This is a genomic window from Mycobacterium sp. Root135 (genome assembly GCF_001426545.1).
GTDB lineage: Bacteria > Actinomycetota > Actinomycetes > Mycobacteriales > Mycobacteriaceae > Mycobacterium.
Window position 1 is genome coordinate 141,552 of the sequence record NZ_LMEZ01000007.1, and the last position, 18,799, is coordinate 160,350.

At 69.7% G+C, this 18,799-nt stretch carries 16 protein-coding genes; 8 read left to right on the forward strand and 8 right to left on the reverse strand.

What is annotated here, in order from left to right; translation table 11 throughout:
- Nucleotides 1–9: 9 nt before the first annotated feature.
- Nucleotides 10–411 (forward strand): hypothetical protein, encoded by a 402-nt coding sequence (locus ASD37_RS20920; protein WP_056555910.1) that lies wholly within the window; start codon nucleotides 10–12, stop codon nucleotides 409–411.
- On the opposite strand, the gene ASD37_RS20925 is transcribed toward ASD37_RS20920, so the two are convergent.
- Together ASD37_RS20925 and ASD37_RS20930 are read right to left on the reverse strand one after the other, a co-directional pair.
- Nucleotides 383–3,670: an ATP-dependent helicase gene (locus tag ASD37_RS20925; protein ID WP_082570363.1), complete on the reverse strand. Its 3,288-nt coding sequence runs from the start codon at nucleotides 3,668–3,670 to the stop codon at nucleotides 383–385. The two genes, ASD37_RS20920 and ASD37_RS20925, sit on opposite strands and share 29 nt — an antisense overlap.
- On the reverse strand, nucleotides 3,667–6,777 hold the full coding sequence (locus ASD37_RS20930) for an ATP-dependent DNA helicase (protein WP_056555913.1): 3,111 nt from the start codon (nucleotides 6,775–6,777) through the stop codon (nucleotides 3,667–3,669). Before ASD37_RS20930 ends, ASD37_RS20925 begins: the two co-directional genes overlap by 4 nt.
- A gap of 63 nt (nucleotides 6,778–6,840) precedes the next feature.
- On the opposite strand from ASD37_RS20930, the gene ASD37_RS20935 reads away from it, so the two are divergent.
- Together ASD37_RS20935 and ASD37_RS20940 are read left to right on the forward strand one after the other, a co-directional pair.
- Nucleotides 6,841–7,623, forward strand: a complete 783-nt coding sequence (locus ASD37_RS20935; protein WP_056555916.1) for an alpha/beta fold hydrolase — start codon at nucleotides 6,841–6,843, stop codon at nucleotides 7,621–7,623.
- A 3-nt stretch (nucleotides 7,624–7,626) separates the two neighbouring features.
- On the forward strand, nucleotides 7,627–7,923 hold the full coding sequence (locus tag ASD37_RS20940; RefSeq protein ID WP_056555920.1) for an MGMT family protein: 297 nt from the start codon (nucleotides 7,627–7,629) through the stop codon (nucleotides 7,921–7,923).
- A gap of 9 nt (nucleotides 7,924–7,932) precedes the next feature.
- On the opposite strand, the gene ASD37_RS20945 is transcribed toward ASD37_RS20940, so the two are convergent.
- The 3 genes from ASD37_RS20945 to ASD37_RS20955 form a co-directional block, all read right to left on the reverse strand.
- Entirely contained in the window at nucleotides 7,933–8,787 is an 855-nt protein-coding gene (locus ASD37_RS20945) for a TIGR02569 family protein (protein ID WP_056555923.1), read from the reverse strand.
- Nucleotides 8,788–8,823: 36 nt separating this feature from the next.
- The gene (moeZ, locus tag ASD37_RS20950) at nucleotides 8,824–10,002 is read right to left on the reverse strand and encodes an adenylyltransferase/sulfurtransferase MoeZ (RefSeq protein ID WP_056557434.1); all 1,179 of its coding nucleotides are present in this window, start codon (nucleotides 10,000–10,002) and stop codon (nucleotides 8,824–8,826) included.
- A gap of 154 nt (nucleotides 10,003–10,156) precedes the next feature.
- Entirely contained in the window at nucleotides 10,157–11,218 is a 1,062-nt protein-coding gene (locus ASD37_RS20955) for a DUF3152 domain-containing protein (protein ID WP_056555926.1), read from the reverse strand.
- Nucleotides 11,219–11,397: 179 nt separating this feature from the next.
- On the opposite strand from ASD37_RS20955, the gene ASD37_RS20960 reads away from it, so the two are divergent.
- Nucleotides 11,398–12,075, forward strand: a complete 678-nt coding sequence (locus tag ASD37_RS20960) for a TetR/AcrR family transcriptional regulator (protein ID WP_056557437.1) — start codon at nucleotides 11,398–11,400, stop codon at nucleotides 12,073–12,075.
- Here ASD37_RS20960 and ASD37_RS20965 read toward each other — a convergent pair.
- Nucleotides 12,072–12,332 (reverse strand): DUF3107 domain-containing protein, encoded by a 261-nt coding sequence (locus tag ASD37_RS20965; protein WP_056555929.1) that lies wholly within the window; start codon nucleotides 12,330–12,332, stop codon nucleotides 12,072–12,074. The genes ASD37_RS20960 and ASD37_RS20965 overlap by 4 nt on opposite strands.
- Nucleotides 12,333–12,575: 243 nt before the next feature.
- Between ASD37_RS20965 and ASD37_RS20970 the strand changes: the two genes are divergently transcribed.
- The gene (locus ASD37_RS20970; protein ID WP_056555932.1) at nucleotides 12,576–13,496 is read left to right on the forward strand and encodes a hypothetical protein; all 921 of its coding nucleotides are present in this window, start codon (nucleotides 12,576–12,578) and stop codon (nucleotides 13,494–13,496) included.
- 17 nt (nucleotides 13,497–13,513) lie between these two features.
- Here ASD37_RS20970 and ASD37_RS20975 read toward each other — a convergent pair whose 3' ends face one another.
- Nucleotides 13,514–14,206 carry a ferritin-like fold-containing protein gene (locus ASD37_RS20975; protein WP_056555936.1) on the reverse strand — a complete coding sequence of 231 codons (693 nt, stop codon included), beginning with the start codon at nucleotides 14,204–14,206 and terminating at the stop codon, nucleotides 13,514–13,516.
- Between the two features lie 237 nt (nucleotides 14,207–14,443).
- Here ASD37_RS20975 and ASD37_RS20980 point away from each other — a divergent pair, with 237 nt between their 5' ends.
- Both ASD37_RS20980 and ASD37_RS20985 read left to right on the forward strand, forming a co-directional pair.
- Nucleotides 14,444–16,045, forward strand: coding sequence for a DEAD/DEAH box helicase (locus tag ASD37_RS20980; protein ID WP_082570313.1), 1,602 nt, complete (start codon nucleotides 14,444–14,446; stop codon nucleotides 16,043–16,045).
- 21 nt (nucleotides 16,046–16,066) lie between these two features.
- Complete coding sequence (locus ASD37_RS20985; RefSeq protein WP_235568493.1) at nucleotides 16,067–17,302, forward strand: PQQ-binding-like beta-propeller repeat protein; 1,236 nt, start codon at nucleotides 16,067–16,069, stop codon at nucleotides 17,300–17,302.
- Here ASD37_RS20985 and ASD37_RS20990 read toward each other — a convergent pair whose 3' ends face one another.
- The gene (locus tag ASD37_RS20990; RefSeq protein ID WP_056555942.1) at nucleotides 17,303–18,097 is read right to left on the reverse strand and encodes a ParA family protein; all 795 of its coding nucleotides are present in this window, start codon (nucleotides 18,095–18,097) and stop codon (nucleotides 17,303–17,305) included.
- Nucleotides 18,098–18,181: 84 nt separating this feature from the next.
- On the opposite strand from ASD37_RS20990, the gene ASD37_RS20995 reads away from it, so the two are divergent.
- Nucleotides 18,182–18,793, forward strand: coding sequence for an acid phosphatase (locus ASD37_RS20995; protein WP_056555946.1), 612 nt, complete (start codon nucleotides 18,182–18,184; stop codon nucleotides 18,791–18,793).
- The last annotated feature ends 6 nt before the right edge of the window (nucleotides 18,794–18,799 follow it).

Below are 18,799 nucleotides of genomic sequence, written 5' to 3' on the forward strand. Positions count from 1 at the left end.
AATGTAACCATGAGCTCACTCACCGCATCATCCGAGAACGCACCTAGCCAGGTCACGGCCCAGCGGATGGGCGCGATGCTCGTCGGCATGGGCGTGCTGCACTTCGTCGCGCCGAAGCCGTTCGACACCATCGTCCCGGCGGAATTGCCGGGCAGCGCGCGGTTCTACACGCTGGCCTCCGGCGTCGCCGAGGCCGCGACGGGCGCCTTGCTGATCGCCCCGCGCACGCGCCGTGTCGGTGCGATCGCCGCAATCGCGTTGTACGTCGGGGTGTTCCCCGCGAACCTCAATTCGGTGCGGGTGCTGTGGAACAAGGGCTGGCCCGCCCGGATCGGGACCATCGCCCGACTGCCGCTGCAGATCCCGATGATCACCCAGGCGCTCAAGGTGTACCGCACCGCTCCTCGGTAGCGGCGCCGAGCAGCCCGGCCAGCTCCTCGGCGTCGGGCAGGGTGTCGGGCGCCACCGTGCGACCGCTGCGCACGTAGTGGAATGCCGTACGCACAAAGTCGGGTGACACCCCGGCCGTCGCCGCCCACGCCAGCCGGTAGACGGCGAGCTGAATGGCGTTCTGCTGCAACGCCTCCTCGGTCGCCGGCGGATCGCCGGTCTTCCAGTCCACCACCGTCACCCCGCCGTCGTCGTCGGCGAACACCGCGTCGATTCTGCCGCGGACGACCGTGCCGCCGATGACCATGTCGAACGGCACCTCGACGTCGACCGGCGTCCTGGCCGCCCACGGCGACACCGCGAAGGCCGCCTGCAATTCGGCGAGACGCTCCGCCTCCGCCAGCCCCAACTCGCCGTCGACCGCACCCGGCAGGTCTTCGAGGTCGAACAGTCGCTCGGCGTGGAAGAACCTCTGCACCCAGTCGTGGAAGGCCGTGCCGAGCAACGCATGCGGGTCCGGACGAACCGGCACGCGACGCTGCAGCCGCCGCAGCGCACCGTCGGGATCGCGGGCGACGTCCACCAACGCGCTCACCGACAACTGCACGGGTAGCACCGGCGCCGGCCGCACCAGCGCCAACTCGCGTTCGGCGATCAGCGCGTCGACGTCGGCCGCCCAGCCGTCCAGGTCGCCCTCCTCGACCCCGTCCGAGGGCACCTGCGTCGACTGCTCCGACATGGCCCGTCCGACGAGGTCGACGCCACGGTCGACGAAGCCCCGATCGGCGCCAGCCGGGTCGACCGGCCACAGGCGCTCGACGACGTTGTCGCGCAACGGGTTCGACTCCCCCTCCGCAGGCGCAGCGGCCCAGTGCTCGACGACCCCGCATGGGTCCCCCGCGGCTGCGGCCTGGTCGATCACGTCCTTGATCTCGAGCAGGAAGTCCGACGGTCCGCGCGGCTTGGACTCCGTCGCGCCCCAGTGATGACCGGACAACAGCAGGGTGTCCTCGGCACGGGTGAGCGCCACGTACAACAGTCGTCGCTCCTCGTCGACCCGACGCTGGTCGAGGGTCTTGCGATGCGCGGCGATCTTGTCCGACAACGCCTTTCGGTCGTTGACGTCGGAGGTGTCGAGAACGGGCACGCCATGCTCGGAGACCTCGGCGCGGTCGCCCCGCAGCAGCGGCGGCAGGTCGCCGGCGTCGGTCAGCCAGGTCCGCGCCGTGCCGGTCGACGGGAACACCCGGGCGCTCAGGTGCGGAACGGCGACGACCTGCCACTCCAGTCCCTTGGCGGCGTGCACGGTGAGGATCTGGACGCGGTCCTTGGACACCGTGATCTCGGCCGGGGCCAGTCCGTTCTCCACCTCCATCGCGGCGTCGAGGAACGCGAGCAGTCCGGCGACCGACGCCGAGGGTCGCGCCGCAAACTCGGCGACGACGTCGGCGAACGCGTCGAGGTGTTCGGTGCCACACCACCCGGCCGAAACCGTCTGCGTGGCGCGAACTTCGGCGTCCACGCCCAGCATCCACCGGATCTCGGCGATCAGGTCGGGCAGCGGGTGGTGAAGTTGCGCGCGCAACGCGGTGAGCTCGCGACACAGCGCCACGATGCGGCCGTACCCCACCGGTGAATAGCGGTCCGGGTGGCCGGGATCGCAGATCGCGTCGGCCAGACACGCACTGTCAGCGTCGGGATTGGCGGAGGCGACGATGTGCGTCGTCGACGACCGGTCACCGGTGACCTTGCTTGCGGAGTCCAGCTCCACCGCCCGGCGCCAGAGCGCGGTGACGTCGGCGGCGCCCAACCGCCAGCGCGGCCCGGTGACCACACGGACCGCCGCCGACCCCGCCGTGGGGTCCGCGGTCAGCCGCAGCATCGCGACCACGTCGGCCACCTCGGGCACCGACAGCAAGCCCGACACCCCGACCACCTCGACGGGAACGCCGCGAGCGGTCAACGCGTCCGCGATGGGCGCCGCGTCGGCGTTGCGGCGCACCAGCACCGCAGTCGTCGGCACGTCATCGCCGGCGTCGACCGCCCCGTGGTACACCTCGGCGAGTTGGTCGGCGAGCCAATCCCTTTCGATGCTCACGTCGCTCTGCAGCGCGCACCGGACCGTGCCCGGCTGCGCGCCGGGGCGGGGCAGCAGTTCGCGGACGGCCACCGACCGGCGCCGCGCCTCCATCGAGACCGCGTTGGCCAGGTGCAGGGCGCTTGGTGGATTGCGCCAACTGGTGCGTAGCTCCAGCGTCGGCGCCGGCGAGCCGTCCGAGTGGCAGAAATCGGTGGTGAACCGAGGGAGGTTGGTCGCCGACGCGCCGCGCCAGCCGTAGATCGACTGGATCGGGTCACCAACCGCGGTCAGGGCGAGGTCGTCGTCCACGCCGCCGCCGAACAACGCCGACAGCGCCACGCGCTGGGCATGGCCCGTGTCCTGGTACTCGTCGAGCAGCACCACCCGGTAGCGCTGCCGCAGCTGCTCGCCGACCTGAGGGACCGTCGCGGCAAGTCGGGCGGCCGCCGCCATCTGCATGCCGAAGTCCATTACGTTCTCCGCGCGCATCCGCTCGTGCAGCGCGTCGATCATGGGCACGAGCAAGGTGCGTTCGGACTGCACGGTCAGCATCTTCAGCAGCGACTGGTTGGGACCCGTGTCGCGCTGCCGGGGACCGGCGGGCAGCGTGTGCACCAGCCGCTCCAGCTCCACGTGGGTGTCCCGCAGCTGATCGGTGTCGACTAGGTGCTCGGCCAGCTGGCCGGCCAACCGCAGCACCATCCCGGTGATGGTGGCCGGCGACTTCTCGGTGTCGAGTTCGGGATGGTCGCATACCACGCGAAAGGCCAACTGCCACAACTCGGTTGCGCCGATCAGTCGGGTCGACGGCTCGACCGGAAGCAGCAGTCCGTGCTCGCGCAGCAGCGTTCCTGCGAAGGCGTGATAGGTGCCGATCGCCGGATGCTCGTCGACCTCCGCCCGCTCACCGGGCACCAGACCCGCACCCGCGAGGCGCGCCAGCCGGGTGCGGACACGACGGAGAAGCTGACCCGCCGCCTTGCGGGTGAACGTCAGCCCGAGGACTTCGCCGGGGCGTGCGTACCCGTTGGCGACCAGCCACACCACGCGGGCAGCCATGGTCTCGGTCTTGCCCGCCCCCGCGCCCGCGATCACCACCAGCGGACCACGCGGCGCGGCGATCACCGCGGCTTGTTCCTCGGTGGGCGCGAAGATGCCGAGCGCGTCGGCCAATTCGGCCGGGCTGTAGCGATCGGTCACGACCGGCCTCCCAGCGCCGCCTGGGCCGGACACGTCGCCCGCACCGGACAGTGCACACACCCGTCGTTGACGCGCGCCACGAATTCGGGACCCTGTGTCGCGTCCGCGGCCTGCCGGATGCGATCCTGCCACTCGTCGTGCCCGTCGGCGGTCATCGAGTTCTGGTCGCGTTCGGCGGCCCCCGCCACCCCGATCTTGCCGAGGTAGACCAGCCGACCGCCCCCGGCCTGGTCACCTTGCGGCAGAACGCCTTCCGCGATGGCCAACTGGTACATCGCAAGCTGCGCGTGCTGCTGGGCGTCGTCCTTGCTGACCGGACTCTTGCCGGTCTTGACGTCCACCACGACGAGCCTGTCCTCGGCGTCGCGCTCCAACCTGTCGACCCGGCCACGGACCCGCACGCCCGGCGCGACGACACCCTCCACGTCCACTTCGGTGCCCACCTCGGTGAGCTCGTGACGGGTCTGGGCACGCCACTCGAGGAACGCCGTCAACATCGCCTGGTGGCGAGTCAGCTCGTTGGCCGCGAACCACGCGGCGTCGAAGGGAAGCTCGTCCCACACCGATTCGAGTTCGGCCAGCATCTGACCCTCCGACTTCTCCCCGTCCGACACCAGCGCGTGAACCAGCGTGCCGAGGGCCGACCGGACGTCGCGACCGTCGTCGCCCCCGTGCCGTTCCAGCAGCCACCGCAGGGGACAGTCCGACAGCGTCTGCAAGGTCGACGGTGACAGCGTCACGACGTGTTCGTCGCCCGACCACAGCGGCTGCTCGGTCGACATCGTCGTGGTGGCGTACCACTGCACCGGAGCCGACCCCGGCACTCCAACCTCGGCCAATCGCGCCAATTGCCTTGCCGCACAAGCACGCACGTCGTCTGCCACGATGCCATCCGGTGCGCAGACCACCGCCCGCAACCTGCCGACCACCGCCGCGGGGGCCAGGACGCGTGGCGCGCGCAGCGGCTCGGCGTCGGCGGCGGGCGACTCGGTTGCCAACGCGGCGAGTTCGTCGCAGAACGGGGACGGCATCATCGCATCGTCGCCCTCGTCGCCGTCAACTGCCGTCACCAAGACCCGCGAGCGCGCCCTGCCGAGTGCGGCGATCAGCAGCCTGCGCTCCTCGGCGAGCAGCGGGGCCCTGGTGGACGTGCCGTCGGCGATGCCGTCGAGGACGTCGACGAGTTGCTGGGTGCCCAGCACTCCCCCGCGCGGAACGACGTTGGGCCACAACCCTTCCTGCAGTCCTGCGACGACGACGAAGTCCCACTCCCGACCCAGCGACGCGTGGGCCGACAACAGCGCGACCGCCTCACCGTCACCGTCCGAATCGTCACCGCCGACCGGCAGCACCATCGACCGCACGTGGTCGACGAAACCCGTCGTCGACGCCCCGGTCGTGTGGGTGACGTACTGCTCCGCCACGTCGAACAGCGCGGTCACGCCGTCGAGGTCGCGGCCCGCCTGGATCCCCGACGTGCCGCCCCTCTCAGCGGCGGCCAGCCACCGCCGCTGCAAACCGGTCTGATGCCACGCCTGCCACAGCGTGAACCGGGGATCGAGCCCCTCGGCCTCGCTGCGGGTCGCGGCGGCCAGCACCTTGCGCACCAGCTTCAGCGCCCTGGCCAACTGGTCGGGCACGTCACCGGCGACGGGCCGGCGCAGGTCGAGGGCGTCGACCAGCAGATCGGCGAACTCCCGCGGTGGGCTACTCGCGTCCACCCGACGCAACGTGCGACGAAGTTGCCGCAGCGACACCGGGTCCACCCTGCCGATCGGACCGGTCAGCAGCGCCAGCGCCCGGTCGCCGTCCAGACCGTCGACGACCACGTCGAGCACCGTCAACAACGCGGCCACGGCGGGTTGTTCGACCAGCGGACCGATTGAACCCTGCTGTGCGACGGGCACGCCCGCCACCGTCAAGGCCCGCGCCAACCCCGCACCCACCCGCGGCACCGACCGGACGACGACCGCCATCTGTGACCATGGCACCCCGTCGACCAGATGCGCGCGGCGCAGCGCGTCGGCGATCACCGCCGCTTCGGCACGCTCGGAGGCGGCGATCCGCACGGCGACCGACCCCGCCCGGTCGTCGGCCGAGGTCAGGTGCCTGGCGTCGTCCACGCCGGGGAGCCGACTCGCGATGCCGGTGACGGCGCGCGCAATGGCGGTGGCGCACCGGTGGGACTCGCCGAGGACGATCGTCGGGTGATCACCCGCGCCGAGCAGGGCCGGGTCCGCACCGCGGTAGCCGAAAACCGACTCGTTCGGATCGCCGGCGAGGACGGCCAGCTCGGCACCGGCGGCCAGCAGCCGGACCAGCAGGGCGGCCTGCGGGTCCAGGTTCTGTGCGTCGTCGACCAGGAGCAGCCGGATCCTGGCGCGCTCGGCGGCCAGCAGGTCGGGGTCGGCGGCGAAGGCGTCCAGCGCCGCACCCACCAGCTCGGCGGCCCCAAGCGCAGGAACCGTGGCCTGCGGTGCTGCCATCCCGACCGCGGATCGCAGCAGCATCACCTGCTCGTACACCTGCGCGAACTGTCCCGCCGCCACCCACTCCGGGTGACCCGCACGCCGGCCGATGCGTTGCAGCACAGCCGGTTCCACGCCCCGCTCGGTGCAGCGCGCCAACAGGTCACGCAATTCGTTGGCGAACCCCACCGTGCCGAGAGCAGGCAAGAGGTGCCGTGGCCAGATCACCGACGCGTTGGGCCCATCCTCGAGGTCACCGGCGAGCAGCTCACGGATGATGCCGTCCTGCTCGGCGCTGGTGACCAACCGTGGTGGCGGGTCGCCGTTGCGCTGCGCCGCGAGCCGCAACACCGCGAAGGCGTAGGAGTGGATGGTGCGCACCATCGGTTCGCGCACCGCCGACGGGCCGTTCTCGAGCAGTGTGGCCGTCACCAAGGCGCGAGCCTTGGCGCTGAGCCGCGCCGAACCCGTCAACAGCAGAACGGATTCCGGTGCGACACCCGCCGCGATGCGCGTCGCCGCCGCGTCGACCAGAAGCGACGTCTTCCCCGTCCCCGGCCCGCCGACCAACCGCACGGTGCCACGCAGACCGGGATCGGTCAGCACGGTGGGCGACGGTGCGATGCGGGAAGCGGGCATGGAGACATGTCATCACGGGGGTACGACAACACCCGCTGACCGGCTGCTGGCAGCATCGACGCCGTGAACGACGTCTTGAGCGTGCGCCGCTTCGGCCCGCAGGAACCGCCTCGAATTCTGGCTCTCCACGGCTTGACCGGGCACGGGCAGCGCTGGGAGAACCTGGCAGTACAGCACCTCCCGGAGTACGCGATCCTGGCACCCGACCTGATCGGCCACGGCCGGTCGACGTGGGCGGCGCCATGGACGATCGACGCCAACGTCGAGGCACTCGCCGACCTGCTCGAGACCGACGCCGACGGGCCGGTCTGGGTGGTCGCCCACTCCTTCGGCGGCGCCGTCGCGCTGCGCCTCGCCGCGACCAGGCCCGACCTCGTCGCGGGGCTCGTGCTCCTGGACCCCGCGGTGGGCCTCGACGGCGGGTGGATGCGCGAGATCGCCGACGCCATGCTGGATTCCCCGGACTTCGCCGACCGCGACGAGGCGAGAGCGGACAAGGAGTCGGGGTCGTGGGGTGAGGTCGACGCGGCCGAGTTGGAGCGCGAACTCGACGAACACCTGATCACGTTGCCGAACGGCCGGGTCGGCTGGCGCATCGGCATCCCGGCGGTCATGTCCTACTGGAGCGAGCTGGCGCGACCCGTCGCCGTTCCCGCCAAGGGCACGCCGACGACGGTGGTCCGGGCGCTGAGAACCCACCCCCCGTACGTCACCGATCGACTCGTCTCGACGTTGCGCCACTACTTGGGGTCCGACTTCACCCTCGTCGATCTCGACTGCGATCACATGGTGCCGCTCGCCAGACCCGCCGAATCCGCGCAGCTGATCCGCGACCTGGTGGGCTGAGCGATCGCCGCCATCACCGACGAGCAGGTGGAGACCGTCCGCGCGCTGGTGGCCTCGATACCGGCCGGGAAGGTCTCGACCTACGGCGACATCGCCGCTGCCGCAGAGCTTCCCAGTCCCCGAATCGTCGCGTGGATCATGCGGACCGATTCGTCGGACCTGCCGTGGCACCGGGTGATCCGGGCGTCGGGGCGGCCAGCGCCACATCTGGAGACGCGCCAGCTCGAGCTGCTGCGCGCCGAGGGCGTGCTCGCCAAGGACGGCCGCGTCCCGCTTGCCGAGGTGCGGCACGCGTTCTGAGCGGGACGCCTACAGGATCAGGCGCACCAGGGCCGCGGTGCGCGCCAAGCCGGGGAACGCCGCCGCGGTCGAGCGCGGATGCAGCGCATGGACGGCCAACCGGAACATCAACGCGCGCAACAACATCTGCGGCCACTCGGGTAGCGGGGCCCATCGCTCGACGAGACCGTCGTCGGCCTCGCCCCATGCCAGTGCGTCGACGACGACGACCCCGGCCGCCCAGGACGCCGGCCGCCAGTAGGGCGTGATGTCGGTGATGCCGGGGGCGGCGGTCCCGGCGAAGAGCACCGTGCCGTACAGGTCGCCGTGGACGAGTTGGCTGGGGCTCCGCGTCGGTCGCCGCAACGCGGCCAGCTGGGCGATCAGCTCGATCGAGCGTTGCCCGTCGGAGCCGCCGGGGGCGACACGGGCACCGGGCGGCAGGCCGTGCAACGGACGGTCCTCCCACGCGGCGCGGTCGGCGGCGACGAACACGTCGACGTCGGACCACGGCACCGACGGGGGCTGCGTCAGGAACCGGGGGCGCTCCAGCTTCGCCGTCGCTTCGTGAAGGCGGACCGCGGCCGAGACGACCTCGTCGTGGCGGGGTTCCGGCGTTCCGGTGACGAACGTGTCGGCGCGCCAGCCGGCGACGACGTAGCGGCCGTCGGTGGAGCGGACGGGGCGGGCGAGGCGGACTCCGTCGACGAACAGCGTTTCGCGGACCTTCGCCGACCACCCCGCACGGGCATGCTCGGCGACCATCGACAGCACGACTTCGCCGCAGCGCCAGCCACCCTCCCAGCTCGAGCCGAGCGGTACGGGGCGAACACCCGTCAGGCCAAACGCCGCCAGGACGTGGTCGGGCGGCATGTCGGCACTCACAGGGTCAGCCTAAGGCGTGGTCCGGCCAACGAGCCGTCAGTACATCACCATGTCGGGTTCGAGTTGTCGCGCCCACGCCACGATTCCGCCCTGAAGGTGCACCGCATCGGCGAAACCCGCGCCCTTCACGGCCGCCAACACCTCGGCCGAGCGGATGCCGGTCTTGCAGTAGAGCACCGGCGTCCGGTCGTGCGGCAGCTTCGCCAGGCCGTCGCCGGCGTCGATCGTCGACTTTGGAATCAGCTCGGCGCCGTCGATGTGGTTGATGGCCCACTCCACGGGCTCGCGGACGTCGATCAACGCGATCCGCCGACCGGAGTCCAGCATGTCGCGCAGTTCGCGAGGCGTGACGGTGGAGTCGACGGACGCGTCGACCGCGGCCTCGGACACCACACCGCAAAATTCGTCGTAGTCGACCAGCGCGGTGATCGCTGGCGTCTCGGGGTCCTTGCGGATGCCGATGGTGCGGTAGGTCATGTCCAGCGCGTCGTAGATCATCAGTCGGCCGAGCAACGTCTCGCCGATGCCAGTGATCAGCTTGATCGCCTCGGTGCCCATCACCGACGCGATCGAGCCGCACAGGATGCCGAGCACGCCGCCCTCGGCGCACGACGGGACGGTGCCGGGGGGCGGCGGGTCTGGATACAGGTCGCGGTAGTTGAGGCCCCGCCCGTCGGGGGCGTTCTCCCAGAACACCGACACCTGGCCCTGGAAGCGGTAGATGGAACCCCAGACGTACGGCTTGCCCGCCAGCACCGCGGCGTCGTTGACCAGATAGCGGGTCGCGAAGTTGTCGGTGCCGTCGACGATCAGGTCGTACTGCTCGAACAGGTCGACGGCGTTGTCGGCTTCGAGCCGGATCTCGTGCAGCCGCACCGTCACCAGCGGGTTGATCTCGGCGATCGAGTCACGGGCGCTGTGGGCCTTGGGGCGGCCGACGTCGGACTGACCGTGGATGATCTGGCGCTGCAGGTTCGACTCGTCGACGACGTCGAACTCCACGATGCCGATGGTGCCCACGCCGGCGGCGGCCAGGTACAACAGGGCAGGCGAGCCCAGTCCGCCGGCACCGATCACCAGGACGCGCGCATTCTTGAGACGCTTCTGACCGTCGACGCCGAGGTCGGGCATGACCAGGTGACGGCTGTAGCGGGCGACCTCGTCGCGGGTGAGCTCTGACGCAGGCTCAACCAACGGTGGTAGCGAAGTGGACAACGGGCCGCCCCTCGAGTCGACGTGAAACCTCGTGACGATCACACCAGGCTCGTCGCCTCAACGGTAATCACTTTCGAGCGGGCGTGAGCGTGCCTGAACTTCGGAATTCGCCCGGCGTGTCGCCCGCAGACTCGCACGCTCGCGGGAAGGGGGGTCAGGCGATTGGGTAGGGCCAGGGGTTGAACCGACAGGTCTTGCCGTCAGCCTGGACCGACTCCGGATCGAAGCGCGCGTCGTCGTCGTTGCTGGTCGAGAACGTCTGCTGCATCATCACCGGGGCCAACGCACCGTTCTCGGCGCACGGCTCGTGCTTCTGATACCCGATGGCGTGACCGACCTCGTGGTTGATCAGGTACTGGCGGTAGGAACCGATGTCGCCCTGGAACGGGACGGCACCGCGCACCCAGCGCGCCTCGTTGACGAACACGCGGGACTGGTCGCTCAAATAGGCCGGGTTGTAGCAGGACGCCTCGAGCGGGATGTCGTACCCGCAGCCCTCGCGCACCGTCATCGGCGACGTCAGCGACACCCGGAAGTCCGGTGTCTGCGACGGATCGTCGATGCGGGTGAAGGCGATCTGGGCATCGTGGGTCCAGCTCTTTGGGTTGGCCAGGGTTTCGCTGACCATCCGGGCGAACGCCTCGTCGCCTCCGATGGCCGCGGTGTCGACGCCGTCCTCCACCTCGACGGTGTAGGTGAACGACTTGGTGGTGCCCACCCCTACCTTGGGCGTCGACCCGGGGACCAGGTGCCACGTCTTGGCGCCCGCCTCGGTGAACGGGCCGCCTTCGGGAAGGATTCCGGTCGGCAGATTCGCGTCGAACTGCGTCATGCCCTTCGGCGGGGCGCCGATGATCCCGGTGCCCGTGGCGCCGATGGTCGGCGGACCCTGGACGGGACCTTCGGCGACGACCGGCTTTGGCGCGGTGGTTCCGGTAACGGCCTGGTAGACCACCAGAACGGTGATGACGGCCAGGACCGGAAGGGCGTAAGCGCGCCACCCGTAGGTGGAGACGAAACGTCCCAGCCAGGACTGTTTACGCCAGCGCTGATGGTCGTCTCGGTTGGAGCGCACCCGCCCGCCGGCTTCGGCCAACGGGTCGCGCTGCGCGCGCAACGGTTCCCTGAACTCGTTGCGCAGCACGGGCTGACGGCCGCCACCTGCGAAATTCCCGTCGCTGCGCTCGCCCCCGCGACGCCCCGGGTCGTAGGTCACCGCACCAGAATGGCACAGCCATGCCGAGGAGAGGCTGTGGCGCGCCACCCGCCCACTGCCTCAGATGACACGCGGCCTCGGCCACCGGTAGTAGTGTCGGATCGATGACCAGCCGGATAAACGGCTCCCAACGGGGCGGCCCGCAACGGGCCGCAGTACCAAATCCTGACAGAGGAGTGGTGAGCGACATCGCCGAGAGGAAGGGTGCCCAGTCCGCAGGTGGCGACGGTTCGACCGGAGCGGCCACCAGCGGAAATCGGCGCGGAAATCGTCTGCCCCGCGACGAGCGACGTGGGCAACTTCTGGTCGCCGCCAGTGAGGTCTTCGTCGACCGTGGCTACCACGCCGCGGGCATGGACGAGATTGCCGACCGTGCGGGCGTCAGCAAACCGGTTCTGTATCAACACTTCTCGTCGAAGCTCGAGTTGTACCTGGCGGTCTTGGAACGCCACGTCGACAACCTGGTGACCGGTGTCCAGCAGGCGTTGCGCACCACCACCGACAACCGTCAGCGGCTCCGCGCCGCGGTGGGGGCGTTCTTCGACTTCATCGAGCACGACGGCCAGGGCTACCGGCTGATCTTCGAAAACGACTACGTGACCGAGCCGCAGGTGTCGGCTCAGGTCAAGGTGGCCACCGAGGCGTGCACCGACGCCGTGTTCGAACTGATCAGCAGCGATTCCGGGCTCGAAGCGCACCGGGCCAGGATGATCGCCGTGGGCCTGGTGTCGACGAGCGTGGACTGCGCGCGCTACTGGCTCAACTCCGACCGCCCCATCTCCAAGGAGGCCGCGGTCGACGGCACGGTGCAGTTCGCCTGGGGCGGACTGTCACACGTGCCGCTGACCCGCTTCTAGCTGAGCTTGTCGGCGACCGCCGCGGCCGTCGCTCCGATACCGAAGCCGACTCGCCTCGAGTCGGCGGCGCCGATCTCGACGTAGGCGATCCTGGTGTTCTGAATCAGGTAGCGACGACCCTTTTCGTCGGTCAGCGCGAGCACGCCCGAGTCCTTGCCGAGCGCCGCCGTCACCAGCTCCTCCACCTCAACAGGGGTGGACGCGCTTTGGAGCACCAGCTCGCGCGGACTGTCGGTGATGCCGATCTTGACCTCCACGTGAACCCTTCCCTTCGATGGTCTTTCCCTTGAGCAGGCTAGTGGACGGTGTGCTCAGCGCGCGCTTGCGGTGGCGGCACTTCGCGGACAGCGCAGCGCCGACCGGTTCGGCGCGGTACGTCACGGGCCGTGAGCCAACCGAGGCCGGACCGTGATCTGACCCCAGGCGCGTCAACCTCGTGCGTCACTTGAGCCTCGTTAGCATCGCCTGACAACCATGAAACGACTCACGGGATAGCGGTAATGGACAGGCCTTACGGAACGTATTCGAGGACTTCGAGGACATCGACGACGGCACGCAACGCCGGAGCGACCAGCACCCGTGGCCCTCGGCCGGGCGGGTTCACCGACGTCGAGACGGACATCGTCGACGGCGGCGCCGCGTACCGACGCCGGCCTGATTCCGGTTACGGCTCGTCATCCGGGTACGACTACCGATCCGGATACGGGTACGGCCAGCCGTCCGGCGGCAGCGGCGAGGTCCACGACTACGACTCCTATGACTCCTATGACGGCCATGACGACTACCTGGACGACGACGTCTACGAGTACGAAGAACCCATCGACCGGCGGTGGATCTGGGTCGCCGGGGTCGCAGCTGCGATCCTGCTAGTCGCCATCATCTGCACCGTGGTCATCCTCGGCGGAGGCGACAGCGGATCGGTGTCCAAGACGATCGCCGCACCGACACCCACCACGGCAGCCCAGGATGCGGCCCCCAGCTCGATCACGAAGGCCCCGTCGGTCGTCACGTCGGCGCCTCCCCCGCCGCCCGTCGCCTCACTGTCACCGGAGACCGTCACCACCGTCGCCCCGAGCCCACCCGTCGTCGCCGGACCACCAGCCGCAGCCGGACCGGCACCCGCCGAAGGTGCGCCTGTCCCGGCCGTCTCGCCACGCACCGTCACCTATCAGGTGACGGGCACCCGATCTCTGCTGGACCTGGTCACGGTGGTCTACACCGACGGCCAGGGCGCCCTTCAGACGCAGTTCAACGTCGCGCTGCCGTGGGTGCGATCCGTGACGCTCGATCCGGGCGTGGAGTTGACGTCGGTCACCGCGACCAGCCTGACCGGTCAGCTGAACTGCTCGGTCACCGATGCCAACGGCACCCCCCTTGTCGCCCAGAACAGCAACTCGATGATCGCCACCTGCACCAGGTAGCGACCCGACCCACGGCGTCAGGCGAGACCGAGCTCCCGGATCCTGGCGTTGTGGGTGTTCTGCAGGCGGTCGAAGAATTCGGTCAGCCGACCAATGCCCTCACCGCTGGACACGACGAAGTCGACCAGCTCGTCGTGCTCGGCGAGCACGTACTGCGCCTGCGTGATGGCCTCGCCGAGCAGCCGCCGCGACCACAGCGCAAGCCGATGGCGCTGCTTGTCGCTGGCGGTGACCGCGGCCTTGACCTCGGCGACGACGAACTGCGAGTGCCCCGTCTCCGACAGCACCGCGCGCACGACGTCGGCCGCGTCCTCGGGTAGCGCGTCGGAGATCTCGAGGTAGAAGTCGGCGGCCAGGGCGTCACCGATGTAGGTCTTCACCAACGCCTCGAGCCACGTGCTCGGCGTGGTGAGGCGGTGATAGTTCTCCAGCGCCGAGGCATACCTGGTCATCGCGGGGACGATGTCGACGCCGCGCTTGGCCAGCGCCTCACGAAGGATCTCGTAGTGGTTCATCTCGGCCGCCGCCATGCTGGCCATGTTGATCCGGCCCGCCAAGTTCGGCGCCATCCGCGCCTCGTCGGTGAGCCGGTAGAAGGCGGCCACCTCGCCGTAGGCCAGGAGTGCGAACAGCTGGTCGACGCCCGCATGCCGCGCCGGCGTGGGGGTCACCGTCTGCTCGGGCGAGGCCCCAGGCTGCGTCGGAGTCATGGGTCGACTCTAGACGGGCCAGGCACGCCGGTCGGCGCGGCGACCGCACCGGATTACCGGCCAGCTATCATGGATGACGGAAGCGGCACGTTTCTTACCCGCTGCTACCAAGAAATGTGCGTGCACGTGTCGGTCCGCTTCTCACCGAAGCCGAGGCCCCCAACGTTCCTTCGTCGAACTCGTGTGCGCGTGTGGACGCCGCGAGATTGACAAACGAAAGGTTACGTCGGCAAACGCATGACTTCACTCACCACAAACCCCAACGGCCCGGAATCCGACGCTGCGACCCCCGACATCGTCGTCGTCGTCGAAGCCCCCGAGGCAGCCCCCAAGACCACCACCTTCGCCGAACTCGGTGTGCGCGAGGAAATCGTGCGCGCGCTGGCCGAAGGCGGCATCGAACACACCTTCGCCATCCAGGAACTGACCCTCCCCCTCGCGCTGACCGGTAACGACCTCATCGGTCAGGCCCGCACCGGCATGGGCAAGACCTTCGCCTTCGGCGTACCGCTGCTGCACCGGATCGTCACCGACGAGACGCGGCCGCTCACCGGCATCCCCCGCGCACTCATCGTCGTGCCCACCCGCGAGCTGTGCATCCAGGTTTACGAAGACCTCGCCAACGCCGCGAAGTATCTCCGCGTCGGCGACCGAAAGATGGCCGTCACCTCCATCTACGGCGGCCGCCCCTACGAGTCGCAGATCGAAGCCCTCCAGCGCGGCGTCGACGTCGTCGTCGGCACCCCCGGCCGGCTGCTCGACCTCGCCCAGCAGGGCCACCTTCAGCTCGGCGGCCTCTCGGTGTTGGTACTCGACGAGGCCGACGAGATGCTCGACCTCGGCTTCCTTCCCGACATCGAGCGCATCCTCAAGCAAACCCCCGACGACCGGCAGGCGATGCTGTTCTCGGCGACGATGCCCGATCCGATCATCACGCTGGCGCGCACGTTCATGAACCAGCCGACGCACATTCGTGCCGAGGCACCGCACTCGAACGCCACCCACGACAGCACCGAGCAGTTCGCCTACCGCGCCCACGCCCTCGACAAGGTCGAAATGGTCGCGCGCATCCTCCAGGCCGACGGCCGCGGCGCGACGATGATCTTCACTCGCACCAAGCGCACCGCCCAGAAGGTCGCCGACGAACTCGCCGAACGCGGCTTCAAGGTCGGCGCCGTGCACGGCGACCTCGGCCAGGCCGCTCGCGAGAAGGCGCTCAAGGGCTTCCGCAACGGTGACGTGGACGTTCTCGTCGCCACCGACGTCGCCGCCCGCGGCATCGACATCGACGACATCACCCACGTGATCAACTACCAGATTCCCGAGGATGAGCAGGCCTACGTCCACCGCATCGGCCGCACCGGCCGCGCGGGCAAGACCGGCATCGCGGTCACCCTCGTCGACTGGGACGAGCTGCCCCGCTGGACGATGATCGACAAGGCCCTGGGCCTTGAGAACCCCGATCCCCTCGAGACGTACTCCAGCTCCCAGCATCTGTACGAAGAGATGAAGATCCCCGCCGAAGCCACCGGCTCGATCGGTCGCGGGCCGCGCTCCCCCGAGTCCAAGGACCGCCCCAAGCGCGAGTCCCGCGACGGTGAAACGCGCGAGAGCAGCAGTGATCGGCCCGCCCGCAACCGGGATCGTGACCGCACCCGGCAGCGCACCCGCGGCGCCGCCAAGTCGACGACAGAAACGGTCGAGACCACCGAGGCCGGCCAGTCCACCTCGGCGTCCGGCGACACCGAGACGGCACCCGCTGGCGACTCGACAGGCCCGGCCAAGCGTCGCCGCAGGCGCCGTCGTCCCAGCACGTCCGCGCCGACCACCGCCAGCTGACCGGACCCGATGGTTCAAGCAGTGAAGATCCCCCGGTCGCTGCGCTCCTGCCCGCCGGAACGCCGCACCAGGGGCGACCTGCTGGTGGCCGCTGCGATCGTCGTGGTCATCGCCGTTGCCGCAGGCTTGATCTGGTGGAGCAGTGACGCCAGGGCGACGCTGAGCAAGCCCGCCGCCGAGCCGGTCCCCGCGCTGAAGGCGGCACGCGACATCCCGACGTCACTGCGGGAAGCGTGGACGGCCGCCAGCCCGAAGACGAGCAGGCCCGTCGTCGCGGGCGGTTCCGTCGTCACCGGCGACGGGACCGAGGTCGACGGGCGAGACCCGGCCACCGGAAACGTGCTGTGGAGCTATGCCCGCGGGGTGCCGCTGTGCGGCGTCACCTACGTCTACAACGACGCCGTCGCGGTCTACCCCGACGACCGGGGCTGTGGACAGGTGACGACCATCGACGGGCAGACCGGGCGTCGGCACTACTCCCGGACCGCGTACGCCGATCCGGCCGTGACACTGTCCTCGGACGGATCCACGGTGTTGTCGGCCGGTGACAGCCGCATCGAGCTCTGGCGCTCCGACATGGTCCGGATGATCGGGTACGGCACGCTCGACGCCAGGATCAAGCCCGACGTGCCCGCCCAACCGCTCTGCGGCATGGTGTCCGCGGCCGCGAGTTCGACCGCGGTGTCGGTGCTGCAGAAGTGCCCCGGCCAGGCGGACCTGCGCCTCACCCTCCTCGTCCCCGCCGACCAGGAAGACGAACCCACCACCAAGATCGTCCAGCTGCCCGGTGTGCCCGCCGACTCCGACGCGCGCGTGATCGCCGTCTCCGACACCACGACGGCGGTCTACCTTCCGACGCCAACGCCCGTCGTCAACGTCGTCGACGACACGGGCACGACCATCTCCAGCACAGCGCTACCGGGGCCGGTGTCGTCTGGTGCCGTCGCGTCGCGCGCCGGTGACCTGGTCACGTGGTGGACCGGCGACGCCGTGATGGTCTTCGAGGCCAACGGCCTGAAGTACAAGTACACCGTGACACCGGTCAACGGGCAGGCCCCGGTCGGCCCCGCGACCCTGATGGCGGGACGGCTCCTGGTTCCCGTCACCTCCGGCTACGACGTCTTCAACCCCGAGACCGGCGCCGGCGAATCGCACATCGCCGTGCAGCGCCCGCCGAGTCAGAGTGCCGTCATCCCCAACGTCGCGGGCACCACCGTGCTCGAGCAACGCGGCGACACCCTCGTCGCATTGGCCTGACTACACCTCTGGGGTAAACGTCGGCAGCGCCTTGCCCGACTTCCAGTGCTTCAGCAGCGAGCCGGCAAGCTCGCGATAAGCCATGGCGCCCTTGTTCTTTCGACCCGCCAGCACCGAGGCGCCCGACGCGCTCGCCTCGGCGAAGCGCACCGTTCTCGGGATCGGCGGGGCGAGCACCGGCAACTGATAGCGGTCGACGACGTCGAGGATCACGTCGCGACTGTGGGTGGTCCGCGAGTCGTACAGGGTAGGTAGCGCGCCCAGCAGAACCAGGTCGGCATTGGTGATCTGCTGGACGTCGTCGACGGTCCGCAGGAACTGCCCGACGCCTCGGTGTGCGAGCGTCTCGCACTGCAGCGGCACGATGACGTCGTCGGCGGCGGTCAAGCCGTTGAGGGTCAGCACGCCCAGTGACGGCGGGCAGTCGACGATGACGACGTCAAACCGGTCACCGATCTTGGCCAGCGCCCGCTTCAAGGCGTACTCCCGCCCGGCCCGCATCAACAACATCGCCTCGGCACCGGCCAGGTCGATGTTGGCGGGCAGCAGCGTCATGCCCTCCGGCGTTTCGAGCAGCGCGGTGTCGGGCTCCACGTCACCAAGCAGCACCTCGTGGATGGACACCGCCAGCTTGTCGGGGTCGTGGCCGAGGGAGAACGTCAGCGATCCCTGTGGGTCGAGGTCGACGAGCAGCACGCGTCGGCCCTGCTCGGCCATCGCCGCGCCCAACGACGCCACCGTCGTCGTCTTGGCAACCCCGCCCTTTTGATTGGCGACTGCCAGTACTCGCGTCATATGTTCCCGTCGCTTCGCTCGCCCTAGATATGTGTTCATCCTGGCACGCGCAACCACGAAGGGCGCGTGCGGCACAATCGCGGTGTGAGTGTCGAGAGCTATCGCCTTCTGTTGCTGCGACACGGTGAGACCGAGTGGTCCAAGAGCGGCAAGCACACCGGACGCACCGATTTGGAACTCACCGACGAGGGCCGCCAGCAGGCCACCCTCGCCAGGGATGCCCTCGCCGACCTGCAACTGCGCGACCCGCTGGTGGTGTGCAGCCCGCGACATCGCGCACTGGTCACCGCCGAGCTGGCCGGCTTGAGCGTCGACGAGGTGAACCCGGTCCTGGCCGAGTGGGACTACGGCGACTACGAGGGACTGACCACCCCCGAGATCCGCGAGACCACCCCGGACTGGACGGTGTGGAAGTACGGCTGCCCCGGCGGCGAGAGCACCGACGCGGTCAGTGAACGCGCCGACCGTGCCGTGGCCCTCGCGCTGTCGCACATGGAGTCGCGCGACGTGGTGTTCGTCGGGCACGGACACTTCTCGCGGTCGGTCATGACTCGGTGGATTGAACTGCCGATCTCCGAGGGCATCAGGGTGTCCATGGCGGCCGCGTCGATCGCGGTCTGCGGGTTCGAACACGGTGTCCGGCAGATCACCGCGCTCGGCCTGACCGGGCATCCGAACCCCTGCCTGCCCGCGTGACGGAAC